Below are 14,166 nucleotides of genomic sequence, written 5' to 3'. Positions count from 1 at the left end.
GCCCGGGCCGACGCGAGGGCAGCGGCCCGGCCCGGAGAGGGACTACAGTCGGTGGGCTGCGGGGGCCGTGAGGAGGGGGCTGTGTCCATGAGCAGGAGCATCGTCGATCTCGCCGCGCTCGGTGAGCCGTTCACCCGTGATCCGTACCCGGTGTACGCCCGGTTACGGGCGCAGGGCCCGGTGCACCGCATCCGGATGCCCGAAGGGGGAGCGGAGGCCTGGCTCGTCGTCGGGTACGAGGCCGGGCGTGCCGCGCTCGCCGACCCCCGGCTCACCAAGGACTGGGCGAAGGCGTCGCCCGCGCTGCCCCTGGGGTCGGTCTCCTCCGGGCCCCACATGCTCAGGTCCGACCCGCCGGACCACACCCGGCTGCGCAGGCTGGTCGCCCGCGAGTTCACCGCGCGCCGGGTGGAGGAACTCGCCCCGCGCGTCCAGAAGACCACCGACGCGCTCCTGGACCGCATGCTCGCCGCCCCCGACGGGCGGGCCGACCTCGTCGAGGCCCTGTCCTTCCCGCTGCCCATCTCCGTCATCTGCGAGCTCCTCGGCGTCCCCGACCTGGACCGCGCGTCCTTCCGGACCTGGTCGAACGACGCGATCGGTGCCGCCGACGTCTCGGAGCGCGAGGCCGCGGCGGCCGCGATGGCCCGGTACATGCGGGAGCTGGTGAGCGGCAAGCGGCGGCGGCCGGGCGAGGACCTGCTGAGCGCGCTGATCCACGCCGAGGACGACGAGGGCGACCGCCTCTCCCACGAGGAACTCGTCGGCATGGCCTGGCTGCTGCTCGTCGCCGGCCACGAGACCACCGTCAACCTCATCTCCAACGGTGTCCTCGCCCTGCTCACCCACCCCGCTCAACTGGCCGCCCTGCGCGCCGACCTCGGCCTGATCGACGCCGCCGTCGAGGAGATGCTCCGCTACGACGGCCCGCTGGAGACCCCCACCTACCGCTTCACCACCGAACCCGTGACGATCGGCGGCACCGTCGTGCCCGGCGGCGGTGAACTCGTCCTCGTCGCCATCGCCGACGCCAACCGCGACCCGGCGCGCTTCGCCGCGCCCGAGCGCTTCGACATCTTCCGCGACGCCCGCGGTCATGTGGCGTTCGGCCACGGCATCCATCACTGCCTGGGCGCGCCCCTGGCCCGCCTCGAGGCGCGCATCGCCGTGCGGACCCTGCTGGAACGCTGCCCCGGCCTGGCCCTCGACATCCACCCGGCGGCGATCACCTGGCGCCCCGGGCTGATGATCCGCGGCCCGCGCAGTCTGCCGGTGCGGTTCACCCGGTGACGCGGGGCGCGACGGCGCCCCGGCCCGCCGGCGGGGCGCCGCCGCCCCGCCGGCACACCCTCCCGCCGCCGTAGCCCCCGCTGTCCCGCCGCCGTACCCCGCCGGACCCCTTGACGTGTCAGGTTCAGACCTTTAGGTTCCCGGGTCACCGGCAGTGCATGTACACGTTCGACGTTCAGCCGGTTGAACAGTTCGGTCCGGCACCGCTTCCCCCCACCCGGCAGGACCCCCCATGACCTCTTCCCAGCGCTCCCGGATCGTCGCCGTCGCGACGGTCGTGGCACTCACCGGCACCCTGGCCGTCCTCGGTGCGGGCGGCGCGAACGCCGCCGACCCGAAGGTCGCACCGGGCGGCAACTTCGACCTGTCGACCTGGCAGCTCCAGGAACCGGTCGGCTCACCCGGGTCCCCGACCACCATCCCCTCCGCACGGCTCCAGGGGCCCGACGGCTACCAGGACGCGTACTTCTACACCGACACCCGCGACGGCGCGATGACCTTCTGGGCACCCGAGAAGGGCGTCACCACGCCGAACTCCCACTACGCCCGCTCCGAACTGCGGGAGATGAACCGCGACGGCAGCGCCGCCGACTGGCCGCTCAGCGGCACCCACCGGCTGAACGCCACGCTCCGCGTGGTCTCCGTGACCTCGAACGTGTGCGTGGGACAGATCCACCTGGGCACCGGCGGCTCCTCCACCAAGCCGCTGGTGGAGCTGTACTACCGGGCCGGCGGGGACATCGTCCTCGGCACCGAGAACTCACCCGACGGCGGCCAGACGCCGCACACCGTCGGGCACGTCTCCACCGGCAAGACGTGGCGGTACACCATCGCCGTCTCCGGCGGCGACACCATCGACCTCACCGTCGACGGCAGCACCACCCACTACGCCATCCCGTCCTCGTTCCGGCAGTACAAGCAGTACTTCAAGGCCGGTTCGTACAACCAGTCCTCCTCCGACAGCACCACGAAGGGGGCCCGGGTCGCCTTCTACGGCCTCACGGTCAGCCACAGCCGGTCGTGACGGACCACGCACGCGGCGCGGGGCGGCCGCCGGGGCGCGGGCCGGCCGCTCAGCTCCGGGCGCGGGCCGCCCGTGCCCACTCCCGCACGAGCGGGACGCAGGACTCGGCGAACCGGTCGTAGTCGGCGGGGGTGTTGTAGACGTGGGCCGACAGCCGCAGGTACCCCACCCCGTCGAAGCTGGTGAAGGCGGCCTCCGCGCCCAGTTCGGCGGTGGCCCGGTCGCGCAGGGCGTCCGCGGCGATGCGGCTGGCGCCCAGGCCCTCGGGCAGGCGGACCAGGCGCATGCCGGGCACGGGCATGCCGACGTCGGCGGTCTCCGCCGTGCCCGAGGATCCGGCGAACGCGGCGGCGATCACGCGGGCGCCGTAGTCCGCCAGTTCGTCCATGTAGCGGCGGGCCGTCTCCCAGCCCCAGGTGTCCGCGACGAAGTCGAGGGCCGCCGGGGCGGCGAGCGGACCCGTGGCGTCCAGGGTGCCCTGCTGGTCGAACCGGTCGGGGAACGGCTCGGCCGCGGCCCAGGAGTCGATCAGCGGGTACAGGTGCTCGCGCAGCGGCCCGCGCGCGACCAGCGCCGCCGTGCCGCGCGGTGCGCAGCCCCACTTGTGGAGATTGCCGACCCAGGCGTCGCAGACCAGTCCGTCGAGCGGGGCGGCCAGCAGGCCGGGCGCGTGTGCGCCGTCCACCAGCAGTGTGACGCCGCGCCGGGCCAGCTCCGCACCCACCCGTTCCACGGGCAGCCTGCGGGCCGTCGCGGAGGTGATCTGGTCCAGGACCACCAGCGCGACGTCGTCGTCCACCTCGGCCATCACGGCCTGGTGGGCCCGGTCCGCGTCGGCGGCCAGCGGCACCCGCGCCGTGCGGACCCGGCGGCCCCAGCGGCGGGCGAGGCGTTCGGCCCCCATGGTGACCGCGCCGTAGCCGTGATCGGTGACGACGACGTCGCCGCCGGGGCGCGCGGTCAGGGCGGAGTAGACGACACTGGCGCCCGCGCTGGCGTTCGGCACCAGCGCGAGGTCCGTGGCCTCGGCCCCCAGATGGCGGGCGACGGCGCCCCGGGTCTCGGCGATCCGGGCGGGCAGCCGCGGGAACCAGACGACCGGCGCGCGCTCCATCTCGGCCCGCAGCTCGTTCTGCCGGCGCTGCGCGACCAGCGGAACGGCGCCGAACGACCCGTGGTTGAGGTGCAGCAGGCCGGGATCCAGGGACCAGGCCGCGGCGGCGGGCCGGCCGTCGTCCAGGAGCAGCGGACGGGGCGCGGTGACGACCTCGGTCTCGGTCACGGGACTCCAGCTTCCTCGGTGCCTGCCGCGGCGGACGGGGGCGCGCGGCGACGCACCGCCTGTCACGGCTTGATCGGGACCCTCACACCCTACGCGCCGCTCCGGCGCCGCCCCGCAGGCAGCTCATATACCGCCAACCGGAATGCGTCCGAAAGCAATATTGCAGCGTCCTGCAAGATTGCTTACGGTTCCGATATGGACGAATTGTGATGCTCGCAGCGTGCGGACAGCCCGTTGCAGATGGTTCCCCCACGAGAGGCGGCACCTCATGACCATCAGCGATCCCCAGGCGTTCCCGTTCCACGAGACCGACGAACTGCTCATCGAGCCGGAGTTCGAGGAGCTTCGCGCGAACCGGCCGATGTGCCCGGTGCGCCTGGCCCACGGCGAGCCCGCCTGGCTGGTGACCAGGTACGAGGACGTGAAGACCGTGCTCGGCGACCCGCGGTTCAGCCGCGCCGAGGCAGCCGTCCGCGACGAGCCCAGGACCCGGTACCACCGGGGTCTGAGCGGCAACATCCTGGCCTTCGACCCGCCCGAGCACACCCGGCTCAGGCGGGTGGTCGCCAAGGCGTTCACCGCCCGCCGCGTCGAGCAGCTGCGGCTGCGGGCCCAGGCCATCGCCGACGGTCTCGTCGACGCGATGACGGTCCGGGGCGCGCCCGCCGACCTGGTGGCCGACTTCGCCCTGCCGCTGCCCGTCACGGTCATCTGCGAACTGCTGGGCGTGCCCCTGGAGGACCGGACACGGTTCCGCCTGTGGTCCGACGCCCTGCTCTCGACCACCCGCTTCCGCCCCGAGGAGGTCGAACGCTACGCCGACGAACTGTCCGCCTACATGGCGGGACTGGTCGCCGAGCGGCGCAAGGAACCCCGGGACGACCTGCTCGGAGTGATGGTGGCCGCGCGGGACGAGGAGGAGCGGCTCTCCGAGGACGAACTGGTCGCCATGGGTGTCAGCGTCCTGGTCGCGGGCCATGAGACCACCGCCAGCCAGATCCCCAACTTCGTGTACACGCTGCTCGAGCACCCCGGCGAGCTGACCCGGCTCCGCGCCGACCTGGACCTGGTGCCCCAGGCCGTCGAGGAACTCATGCGGTTCGTGCCGCTGGGCAGCGGCGGGGTCGCGCGCTACGCGCTGGAGGACATCGAGCTGAGCGGCGGGGTGGTGCGCGCGGGCGAACCGGTCGTCGCCTCGAACGCGTCGGCCAACCGGGACACCGCCGTCTACACCTGCCCCGAGAAACTCGACCTGACCCGCCAGGAGGCCTCGCACGTCGGGTTCGGCCACGGACCGCACCACTGCCTGGGGGCCCAACTGGCCCGAATGGAACTCCAGGTGGCCCTGCGCACGCTGCTGGAGCGCCTGCCCGGCCTGCGTCTGGCCGGTACCGCCGAGGACCTCGTGTGGAAGGCGGGGGCCGGGGTGAAGGGGCTGCAGAAGATGCTGGTGACCTGGGACGCGGCGTGACCGGCCGGGACCAGGACTCCACCCGGCGCGCTCCCGGCGGGGTCCCGGGGCCGGGCGAGGGAGCCTGGCGCGTACAGGTCGACGAGAAGGCGTGCATGGCCACCGGCATCTGCGCGGGCGTCGCACCCGGGCGGTTCCAGGTCCGTGACGGTGCCTCGCACCCGACGTCGCCGACCACCGAGCCGGCACCGGAGGTGGTCGACGCGGCGGAGTCCTGTCCCATGGAGGCCATCTTGGTGACGCACCGCGACACCGGCGTCCGTATCGCGCCCGAGGAGTAGGCGGCGGTACGGCGGGCGCGGCGGTGCCGCGCCCCCCTGCCTCCGGGCGGGCGGCCCGGCGTGCCGGCGGACCGCCAGGTGACCGGCCGATCGGCAGGTCGGTGAGGTGACTGACGAAGCGTCAGGTGGCTGATGGTCGGTGGCTGTTGGCCAATGGTCGGTGAGGTGGTGGGTGTCGGTGAGGTGGCGGGTGGCCGGTGACATGGGACGGGTGGTCAGTGAGGCTGTCGTCGGCCGGTGAGGCGCGGGGTTTTTGCTGCGGCCAGGGTTCGGGCTGGAGCCTGCCTGCGGCGACTGCGGCGACTGCGGCGACTGCGGCGACTGCGGCGACTGCGGCGACTGCGGCGACTGCGGCGACTGCGGTCCAAGCGGCCAGTGCGGTTCGTGCATCCGCTGCCGCCCGTGCGGCCGCCGGTGGCCCCGCTCCGGCCGTCCGGCTCGCCGCTGCGACTACGCTACGGCCATGACGGGCGAGACGCGGGCGTCCCACCGGGAGCGCAGCAAGGCCAGACGCCGGGAGGCCATCAGACGGGCGGGAATGCGCCTGTTCGCCGAGCAGGGCTACGACGGGACGACCATCGCCGACATCGCCGAGGCGGCCGACGTCGCGCCCCGCACGGTCTCTCTCTACTTCCCCTCCAAGCACGACATCGCCCTGTCGGTGCCCGACGAGATCGCGGCCCGGCTCACCGCCGTCTTCAGGGACCGGCCCGACTCCGGGTTCCTCGACGTCGTCGACACCTGGCTCAGGGGCGAGGCCGACGCCCTGGACCCGGAGGTCGTGGCGCTGCTCACCGCGATGTACGAGGCCAACCCGGCGCTGCGGGCCCACGGCAGCAGCCAGATCACCGAGGCCGTCCGCATCACCGGGCCCGCCCTGGCCGCCGCCACCGGACTGCCCGGCGACCATCCGGTGAACGCCGTCGTCGGAGCCGCCGTCGGCGCGGCGCTGAGCCAGTACTTCGCCACTGTCCTGCAGAACGAGGACGCGGTTGGGACGCACCGGCTGTTCATGGAGTGTCTGCACGCCCTGGTCGACGCGGCCCGTCGCGGGGCCCCCGGCATCTGACGCGCGGGGCGCGGTATTCAGCAGGGGCGGTGCTCACCACGACCGCCGTCGCGGCGGGGAGATCGGCCGCCTCCGGGCCCGGCACGGCATACGGCTGCGCGCCCTGCCCGTGCGGTGAAGCACCGTTCTGGGCCGTTCCAGGAAGCAGGTGCCCTGCCCGGGGGCCGGGAGGCCGGTGCCCGGCCCGGCAGGCAGACGGCCCGCCGGGCCGGGCGGCCGCGTGTCAGGAAGCCGGGCCCGCGGGCGGCTCGCCGGTGACCGCGGCCTCGTAGAGCGCGCGGACGGCGGTGCCGAAGTAGGCGCTGTAGGACACCTGCGAGGTGTTGCCGCCGGTGTGGTAGCCGCCGATCACCCCGATCACCGCCCAGCCGCCGGGCCACGGCACCAGCATCGGCCCGCCGCTCGTCCCGCCGACGAACGCGTCGCAGGCGATCCGCGGGAACGTGCCCGGTTCGGCCGGGTCGTCACTGACCCACGCCGTCGTCCAGCTCCAGCACTCCAGCGGCTCGGCGGCCCCCGCCGGGTAGCCGATCATCCGCACGGGCGCGTGGAGGTAGCCGGTCCCGGTGAGCAGCCGCACCGCACCGACCGCGTCCTGCAGCAGCGTCCCGTTCTCGTCGGGCTCCGTGACGGCGAGGGCGACGTCGTACTCGGCCCCGGCGTGCGCCCCCAGGTCGTAGTACCGCTGCGGCACGTAGACCCCGTCGGCGCGGACCGGGAAGATCCCGAAGGGCTTGAGCCCGTCGTGGTACTGCGGCACGAAGCCCAGGTGCCGCTTCGCGGACGCGCCGGCGTAACTCTTCAGGCAGTGCCCGGCGCTGAGCACCAGCGACCGGCCGGGGCTGCGGACCACGGAGCCGCTGCAGGTGCGGCCGGTGCCGGTGGCGTCGGTCCAGAAGAAGGTGCCGGCCTGCGGTATGCCGGTGAAACTCCTGCTGGGCGGGATGTACTCGCCGGGCCGGGGACCGTCCACCGCCGGTGAGGCGGCGACGGCGTCCGGACCGGACTCGGTGCCCTTGGCGGGGGCGCCGGGCAGGGCGGCGGCCATCCTGGCCGGGGTCCAGTAGGCGTCGAGCCGGGCCGCGGCGGGGTCGGGACCGCCCGGACCGCCGCCGGCGAAGGCCGCCGGGGCGAGTCCGGCACAGAGCAGCAGAGCCGACGCGCAGGCGGCGGCGTAGCGGACCATCCTTGTACTGCGCACCATCAGTTCCCCTCGGAGCGGACACAAGTGACGGTCCACCCTACGGTCGGGCCGTGCGTCCGTCCGCCCTCGCGCACGACCGGTTCCTGACGGACCGTCGCGGCCCCGCGCAGCGCCTGCTCACCGACCGCGCCGGACGTGCCTCACCCACCCATGACGTACTTCACCGTCGGCCCGGCGGTCCAGCCGCCGTCGACCGCCAGTTCGGCGCCCGTCACGTACGAGGCGGCGTCGGAGAGCAGGTACACGACGGCGCCCGCGACCTCGTGCGGCTCACCGACCCGGCCCATGGGCGTGTTCGGGTACCTGCCCTCGCCCTGCTCGATGCCGACCGAGGCGGTCATCGGTGTGTAGGTCATGCCCGGGTGCACCGAGTTCACCCGGATCCGGGCCGTGCCCAGCTCCACCGCACCGATCTTCGTCAGCCCCCGCACGCCCCACTTCGACGCGCCGTACCCGGCGGTCAGGGCGAGCCCCATCAGGCCCGCCGCCGACGAGACGTTGACGATGGAACCGCCACCGCACTCCTTCATCGCGGGGATCACGGTCCGCATGCCGATGAAGACGCCCGTGAGGTTGATGTCGAGCACCCTGCGGAAGTGCTCGACCGACTCGTTCTCCAGCAGCTGCCCGGTCGAGACGCCGGCGTTGTTGACGAGCCCGTGCAGGCCGCCGAACTCCGCGACGGCGAAGTCGGCGACCTGTCGCCAGTCCTGTTCGGAGGTGACGTCGTGGCGCAGGAAGCGGGCGTGCGGGCCGAGGGCGGCGGCGGTGGCCTCGCCCTCGCTCTCCAGGACGTCGGTGATCACCACGTCGGCTCCGGCGGCCACCGCCTGCCGGGCCGCCTCGGCGCCCAGGCCGCGGGCTGCGCCGGTGACGACGACGGTCTTGCCGGTGAGGTCGTTCATGTCGTGCTCCTTGGATGTGGCCCGCGCGGGCACGCGCGCCCGCGCGGGCGGCCGACGGCCTGTCAGTGGTGGGTGCCGCCGTCGATGCGGACCTCGGTGCCGGTGATGAACCGGCCGTCCTCGCAGGCGAGCATCGCGACCACGGACGCCACCGTCTCCGGGCCGGCGAAGCCCTGGCCGAGGGCCGGCGCCAGCTTCACGAACAGGCTCATGTCGGCGTCCTCGGGCAGCCCCGGGCCCGCGCTCTGCCCGCTGGCGCCGCTGCCGTCGGTCATGCCGGAGGAGATGGAACCCGGCTGCACGGCCGTGAACCGGATGCCGCGCCCCGCGTACTCGGCGGCCAGCGCGTGCGTCATCGACTGGATGCCGCCCTTGCTCGCCGCGTACGCGGCCATGTAGGGGTGGGCGAACATCGCCGAGGTCGAGCTGAAGTTGACGACCGCCGCGTCCCGGCCCTCCAGCAGGGCCGGTATGCACTCGCGGATCACCAGGAAAGTGCCGACGAGGTTGACCTGCAGGACGCGGGTGAAGGCCTCCAGGCTCGTCTCGTGGGTGTGCGAGGAGCGCAGGATCCCGGCCGCGTTGACCAGCACGTCCAGACCCCCGAGGGCTGCGAGGGCCGCGGCGACGCCGTCGCGCACCGACGCCTCGTCGGCGATGTCGACGACGACCGTGGTGAGCCGGTCCGCGTCGGCGCCCGCCTTCGCGGCGGTGTCCAGCAGCCCCCGCTCGCTGACGTCGGCGGCCACGACGGTGCCGCCCTCCGCGAGGACGCGCAGCACGCTGGCCTGGCCGATGCCCGAGCCGCCGCCGGTGATCAGCGCGCGGCGGCCTTCATAGCGGTTCATGTGTGTCTCCAACCCGGTCCCGTCGGTCACCGACGGGACCCTGCGGCGCCGGCCCTCTTGCCCGCCGGCGCTCCCGATGTCGTCACGGTACGCCCGCATGGCACGTTTTGCCACATCGTCCTGACGTGCCGACCCATGGCGGCGGGGCGTAGGCTTCTGCGGGTGAGCACCAAGCCGTCCGCGACCCTGACCGAACGCCGCAAGGCCGCCACCCAGCTCGACATCGCCCACGCCGCGGCGGAACTCTTCGCCACGCGGGGCCCCGACGGCACGACGGCCGAGGAGATCGCCCTGCGCGCGGGAGTCGCGCTGCGCACCTTCTACCGGTACTTCCGCTCCAAGCAGGACGCCGTGAGCCCGCTGCTCGCCGACGGCGCCGACCGCTGGCGGGCCCTGCTGGAGGCGACCGAGCCCGGAACACCGCTCCAGCGGGCGCTGGAGGACGCGGTCGGGCAGGCGCTCGCCACGCCCGACGAGGAAGCCGAGCGGGCGCTGCTGCGCACGCGGGGGCTGCTGCGCGCGGCGGCGGACGATCCCGCGCTGCGGGCGGTCTGGTACCGCGTGAACCAGGAGTCGGAGGAGCGGCTCGTGCCCGTGCTGGCCCGGCTCGCGGGGCCGCGGGCACAGCCGCTGGAGGTGCGGCTGGCGGCGGCCGCGGCCACCGACGCGATCCGGATCGCGCTGGAGACCTGGGCGGCCACCGACGCCGGTACGGAGGGCCCCGACTCACCCGTGGGCCTGGCCACGCGCTGTCTGCGCGGGCTCATCGGCGGCATGGAGCCCTGGGGCGGGGAGACCGGGGCGGGGGCGGGGCCCCGGTAGGCCTGCCCGCCCCCGGGGTGGGATCCGTCAGGCCCACTCGCCGGGCCCACCCGCCGGGCCGGGCCCCGGTACGTTTACCTGCCCCCGGGGAGGCATCCGGTATGCCCACCAGCCGGGCCGGGCCCCGGGCGCGGGACATCGCCGTCCGGCGCACCCTCGTAGCCGACCGGAAAAACCCTCGGCCCCGCCGGAAGGGATCCGGCGGGGCCGAGGGGACGTACGCCCGGGCCGGGCGCAGGGGCGGCGTCAGCCGGCCACCGGCGCGGCCTGCTTCGGCTCGCTGTACACGCTCTCCACCTCGTCGACCGGGGAGGCCGACGCGCTGTCGTACTTCGCGTGGTCGAGGATCTTCTCGCGGGCGGCGACGATGACCGGGATGAGGGCCTGGCCCGCCACGTTGGTGGCGGTGCGCATCATGTCCAGGATCGGGTCGATCGCGAGCAGCAGACCCACGCCCTCCATCGGCAGGCCGAGGGTGGACAGGGTGAGCGTCAGCATGACCGTCGCTCCGGTCAGACCGGCGGTGGCGGCCGAGCCGATCACCGAGACGAACGCGATGAGCAGGTACTCCTTGACGCCCATGTGCACGTGGAAGATCTGCGCCACGAAGATCGCCGAGATCGCCGGGTAGATCGCCGCGCAGCCGTCCATCTTGGTCGTCGCGCCGAACGGCACGGCGAAGGAGGCGTAGTCCTTGGGGACACCGAGGCGGATCGCCGACTGCTGGGTGACCGGCATGGTGCCGACCGAGGAGCGGGACACGAACGCCAGCTGGATGGCCGGCCAGGCACCCTTGAAGAACTGCAGCGGGTTCAGCTTGCCGACGGTGGCGAGCAGCAGCGGGTACACGCCGAACAGCACCAGGGCGCAGCCGACGTAGATGTCCACGGTGAACGTGGCGTAGTTGCCCAGCAGGTTCCAGCCGTACTGCACGATGGCGCGGCCGATCAGTCCCGCGGAACCGATCGGGGCGAGCAGGATCACCCACCACAGGGCCTTCTGCAGCAGCTCCAGGATGGACTCGGACAGGGTCAGGATCGGCTGGGCCTTCGGGCCGATCTTGAGGATCGCGACACCGGCGACGACCGCCATGAAGACGATCTGGAGCACGTTCAGCTCGGTGAACGGCGTCACGACGTCGGTCGGGATGATGCCCGTCAGGAAGTCGAGCCAGCTGCCGGCGTGCTCCGGCTTGGCGCCGTCGGCCGCGGTGAGGTTCGAGCCGGAACCGGGGTTGGAGACCAGGCCGATCACCAGGCCGATCACCACCGCGATCAGCGAGGTGATCATGAACCAGAGCAGGGTGCGGCCGGCCAGGCGGGCCGCGTTGTTGACCTTCCGCAGGTTGGTGATCGACACCATGATCGCGAAGAAGACCAGCGGTGCCACCGCCAGCTTCAGCAGCTGGATGAAGATGCCGCCCACCTTGTCGAGAGTGGTGGCGAGCCAGGACACGTCGTAGGTGCGGGCGACGAAACCGAGGACCAGGCCGACGACGAGGCCGATCAGGACCTGGGCCCAGAAGGGGACGGGTATCCGGAAGCCGGACTTCGCGGGCTTCGGATCAGCGGTGTTCGCGGACACGGACACACTCCAGTAGGAACGCGTGGGGGCGGGACGAGCGGGACGTACGTACAGGAAGCAGCGACCGTGAAGAAGTGTCAACGGCGCCGCTGCACCGGGGAGTTCGCGATCAGGCGCGACAAGCCGCGGACATGCAGCGGCAGAGATCGACGTGCAGGCGCGCCACGAGCGGTACGCCCGTGACGGCGCGGCGGACGCCCGGGGAGGCGTCGGCGCGGTGCGCGGCTGCTGTCTTCATGACAGGAACGTTAACACTTGAACTTTGAGAACCTCAAAGCGAGCCTTTGGTCAACGCTGACCCTGGACCGCTCGGCCGGTGCCGCCCCGCCCCGTTCAGCGCCGCAGCGCCTCGAACGCGTCGCGTGCGCCGGTCCCGATCGCGAGGTCGATGTCCGGTGCCAGGCCGGCCCTGCGGTCGGAGCGGGTGAGGGCGGCGATCGCCACCCGGTGACCGGAGTCGGCCTCCACCACCCCGATCTCGTGCCGCAGGTGCAGGAACGTGCCGGTCTTGCCGCTCACCCGGAGGGTGTCGGCGCGCAGCTCGCTCGCCAGCCGGTGCGTGAAGACCTGCGCCCCCATCAGCCGGCGCAGCTCCGCGGTGGCGGAAGGCCGGGAGATCTCGTCCCGCCAGACCCGCTGCAGCAGATCCACGAGCGCGGCGGCGGTACCGGCGTTGGCGCGGGCCGGATCCAGCGTCTCGATGGTGTGCCGCCCCGAGCGGTCGTCACGCACGGCCAGCTCCAGCGCCAGGGAGAAGTCCTTCCCCGCGGCCCCGGCGGCGCACTCGTACATGCGGTTCATACGGTGGCGCACCCGCAGGTCCCCGCAGTCCCAGGAACGCAGGCGGGCGTCGGCCTCGGCCACCGGGACCAGGCCGAAGAGCGCGTCCGCGGCGGCGTTGTCGCTGACCGTGAGCATCAGGTGCAGCAGGTCGCCGACGGCGACGGTGGCCGGGTACCGGAACGCCGCCAGCCCGGTGGGCCCGACACTGCTGGTGGCCGGGTCGACCCTCACCCCGCGCCCGGCGTCGAGGTCGCCGGCCGCGATGCGGTCCAGCACCACCAGGGCGAGCGGCACCTTGACGACCGAGGCGAGCGGCAGCGGCACGCCGGCGTCGAACCCGAGCTGCTCACCGGTGTCGATGTCGCGGGCCAGGAACGAGCCGCGCACACCGATGGCCGCCCAGTCGGCGGCGATCGCCTCGGCGACGTCGAGGAGCGCGCCGTCACCGACGAGGTGCGCGGGGCGGTGCGGCCGGTGCTCCGGCGGGTGCGGCAGGCCGGCGCTCATCCGCGGGCCGCCAGCCGTGCCGCCGCGTCCTCGTCCGCCCCCGGGGGCGGCCCCGCCGCCGGGGGCGCCGTCCCGGCACCGACCCCGGCCGCCAGCAGGGACACCAGCCACCGGGGCACACCGCCGGTCCCCGGCTGCCGGTGGCTCGCCCGGGGGGCGTAGCCGCGGTGCAGGGAGGTGTCGTGCAGCGGGGCCCAGTCGACCCCGTGCCGCCGCGCGAACGGTTCGGTGCACAGCAGCCGCACCCGCCCGGCCAGGGTCTCGGCGAGCGCGGTCGCCACCGGCCCGGCCGGGCGCAGCAGGCCCTCGGGCAGCCCCGCGCGCGCGACGGCCCGGGCGAGCCGGTCCGCCGCGAAGGGCACCTGGTCCTCCGCCGTGGTGAGCAGGGCGAGCCCCGCGGGCCGTCCGCCCGCCGCGTCCCGGCTCCGCCGGGGCCGCAGGTCCTCCAGGTGGACCGCACGGGGACGGGGACCGGGCGGGGCGCCGGCGGCTCCCGGGCCCGGCGCGTCCCGCGGTGCGTCCGCCGCGGGCGCGGAACCCACACCGAGCGGCACCCGCAGCGGGGCGTCCTCCGGCGGGACGCGCACCAGCGCGTAGGCCAGCGATCCGTCGGCCAGGCCGGCCTCCCGCGGCTCGGGGCCCAGTTCCCGGACGCCGAGCGTGACGCCGTGCTCGGCGCCGGCGCGGATCACGCGGGCCAGCGCCGCCGGGCCGCAGTCCGGGGGCACCGCGACGACACGCACCGCCGAGCGCCGGGCCGACCGGGCGACCTGCCGCAGCCGTTCGGCCCGGTCCAGCACGTCCTGCGCGTACGGCAGCAGCAGTACACCGAACTCGGTGGTCGTCACCTGGCGGCGCGAACGGTCGAACAAGAGGCCGCCGAAGTGTTCCTCGAGCGTCTTGACGCGGCGGCTGAGGAGGGGCTGGGCGATCCCGAGCCGGTCGGCGGCGCGGGAGAAGCTCGCCTCGTCGACGGTCGCGACGTAGGCCTCCAGGTGAGCGAGCAGGTCCATGGTTCTTTCATAGCAATAAGTTATGTGATCTTCAATGTTCACTCTTGGACATGAGAGGCCCCCTGCTGTTTCGCTGTTCCCCG

The 14,166-nt window shown here is 73.8% G+C and carries 13 protein-coding genes; 6 read left to right on the top strand and 7 right to left on the bottom strand.

The window, feature by feature from the left end:
- The first annotated feature begins 87 nt into the window (after nt 1-87).
- Entirely contained in the window at nt 88-1,290 is a 1,203-nt protein-coding gene (locus tag AC6I72_RS01435; protein ID WP_497998814.1) for a cytochrome P450 family protein, read from the top strand.
- Between the two features lie 232 nt (nt 1,291-1,522).
- Nucleotides 1,523-2,314: a polysaccharide lyase family 7 protein gene (locus AC6I72_RS01430; protein ID WP_497998813.1), complete on the top strand. Its 792-nt coding sequence runs from the start codon at nt 1,523-1,525 to the stop codon at nt 2,312-2,314.
- A gap of 49 nt (nt 2,315-2,363) precedes the next feature.
- Here AC6I72_RS01430 and AC6I72_RS01425 read toward each other — a convergent pair whose 3' ends face one another.
- Nucleotides 2,364-3,596: an aminotransferase class V-fold PLP-dependent enzyme gene (locus AC6I72_RS01425; protein ID WP_497998812.1), complete on the bottom strand. Its 1,233-nt coding sequence runs from the start codon at nt 3,594-3,596 to the stop codon at nt 2,364-2,366.
- Nucleotides 3,597-3,864: 268 nt separating this feature from the next.
- Here AC6I72_RS01425 and AC6I72_RS01420 point away from each other — a divergent pair, with 268 nt between their 5' ends.
- From AC6I72_RS01420 to AC6I72_RS01410, 3 genes are all read left to right on the top strand, one after another.
- Nucleotides 3,865-5,067, top strand: coding sequence for a cytochrome P450 (locus AC6I72_RS01420; protein WP_497998811.1), 1,203 nt, complete (start codon nt 3,865-3,867; stop codon nt 5,065-5,067).
- On the top strand, nt 5,064-5,348 hold the full coding sequence (locus tag AC6I72_RS01415; RefSeq protein ID WP_497998809.1) for a ferredoxin: 285 nt from the start codon (nt 5,064-5,066) through the stop codon (nt 5,346-5,348). Before AC6I72_RS01420 ends, AC6I72_RS01415 begins: the two co-directional genes overlap by 4 nt.
- 463 nt (nt 5,349-5,811) lie before the next feature.
- Complete coding sequence (locus AC6I72_RS01410) at nt 5,812-6,417, top strand: TetR/AcrR family transcriptional regulator (RefSeq protein WP_497998808.1); 606 nt, start codon at nt 5,812-5,814, stop codon at nt 6,415-6,417.
- Nucleotides 6,418-6,640: 223 nt separating this feature from the next.
- Here the strand turns inward: AC6I72_RS01410 and AC6I72_RS01405 are convergent, their stop codons facing one another.
- The 3 genes from AC6I72_RS01405 to AC6I72_RS01395 form a co-directional block, all read right to left on the bottom strand.
- Nucleotides 6,641-7,621 (bottom strand): trypsin-like serine peptidase, encoded by a 981-nt coding sequence (locus AC6I72_RS01405; protein ID WP_497998807.1) that lies wholly within the window; start codon nt 7,619-7,621, stop codon nt 6,641-6,643.
- 140 nt (nt 7,622-7,761) lie between these two features.
- Nucleotides 7,762-8,526 (bottom strand): glucose 1-dehydrogenase, encoded by a 765-nt coding sequence (locus AC6I72_RS01400; RefSeq protein ID WP_497998806.1) that lies wholly within the window; start codon nt 8,524-8,526, stop codon nt 7,762-7,764.
- A 62-nt stretch (nt 8,527-8,588) separates the two neighbouring features.
- Complete coding sequence (locus tag AC6I72_RS01395) at nt 8,589-9,374, bottom strand: SDR family NAD(P)-dependent oxidoreductase (protein WP_497998805.1); 786 nt, start codon at nt 9,372-9,374, stop codon at nt 8,589-8,591.
- 162 nt (nt 9,375-9,536) lie between these two features.
- Here AC6I72_RS01395 and AC6I72_RS01390 point away from each other — a divergent pair, with 162 nt between their 5' ends.
- Entirely contained in the window at nt 9,537-10,196 is a 660-nt protein-coding gene (locus AC6I72_RS01390) for a TetR/AcrR family transcriptional regulator (RefSeq protein ID WP_497998804.1), read from the top strand.
- A gap of 246 nt (nt 10,197-10,442) precedes the next feature.
- On the opposite strand, the gene AC6I72_RS01385 is transcribed toward AC6I72_RS01390, so the two are convergent.
- The 3 genes from AC6I72_RS01385 to AC6I72_RS01375 form a co-directional block, all read right to left on the bottom strand.
- The gene (locus AC6I72_RS01385) at nt 10,443-11,780 is read right to left on the bottom strand and encodes a dicarboxylate/amino acid:cation symporter (protein ID WP_497998803.1); all 1,338 of its coding nucleotides are present in this window, start codon (nt 11,778-11,780) and stop codon (nt 10,443-10,445) included.
- A gap of 333 nt (nt 11,781-12,113) precedes the next feature.
- Nucleotides 12,114-13,070 (bottom strand): serine hydrolase, encoded by a 957-nt coding sequence (locus AC6I72_RS01380; RefSeq protein WP_497998802.1) that lies wholly within the window; start codon nt 13,068-13,070, stop codon nt 12,114-12,116.
- The gene (locus AC6I72_RS01375) at nt 13,067-14,083 is read right to left on the bottom strand and encodes a LysR family transcriptional regulator (RefSeq protein WP_497998800.1); all 1,017 of its coding nucleotides are present in this window, start codon (nt 14,081-14,083) and stop codon (nt 13,067-13,069) included. The genes AC6I72_RS01380 and AC6I72_RS01375 overlap by 4 nt, the downstream gene beginning before the upstream one ends.
- Nucleotides 14,084-14,166: the final 83 nt, after the last annotated feature.

The sequence above is a fragment of the Streptomyces sp. Xyl84 genome (genome assembly GCF_059731885.1).
This window is presented reverse-complemented; position numbering and strand designations above follow the sequence as displayed.

Bases quoted from the DNA above. Each gene is read 5' to 3' on its own strand.
- AC6I72_RS01395 (WP_497998805.1), bottom strand. From the start codon at position 9,374: ATGAACCGCTATGAAGGCCGCCGCGCGCTGATCACCGGCGGCGGCTCG.
- AC6I72_RS01380 (WP_497998802.1), bottom strand. From the start codon at position 13,070: ATGAGCGCCGGCCTGCCGCACCCGCCGGAGCACCGGCCGCACCGCCCC.
- AC6I72_RS01375 (WP_497998800.1), bottom strand. From the start codon at position 14,083: ATGGACCTGCTCGCTCACCTGGAGGCCTACGTCGCGACCGTCGACGAG.
- AC6I72_RS01420 (WP_497998811.1), top strand. From the start codon at position 3,865: ATGACCATCAGCGATCCCCAGGCGTTCCCGTTCCACGAGACCGACGAA.
- AC6I72_RS01400 (WP_497998806.1), bottom strand. From the start codon at position 8,526: ATGAACGACCTCACCGGCAAGACCGTCGTCGTCACCGGCGCAGCCCGC.
- AC6I72_RS01430 (WP_497998813.1), top strand. From the start codon at position 1,523: ATGACCTCTTCCCAGCGCTCCCGGATCGTCGCCGTCGCGACGGTCGTG.
- AC6I72_RS01410 (WP_497998808.1), top strand. From the start codon at position 5,812: ATGACGGGCGAGACGCGGGCGTCCCACCGGGAGCGCAGCAAGGCCAGA.
- AC6I72_RS01405 (WP_497998807.1), bottom strand. From the start codon at position 7,621: ATGGTGCGCAGTACAAGGATGGTCCGCTACGCCGCCGCCTGCGCGTCG.
- AC6I72_RS01435 (WP_497998814.1), top strand. From the start codon at position 88: ATGAGCAGGAGCATCGTCGATCTCGCCGCGCTCGGTGAGCCGTTCACC.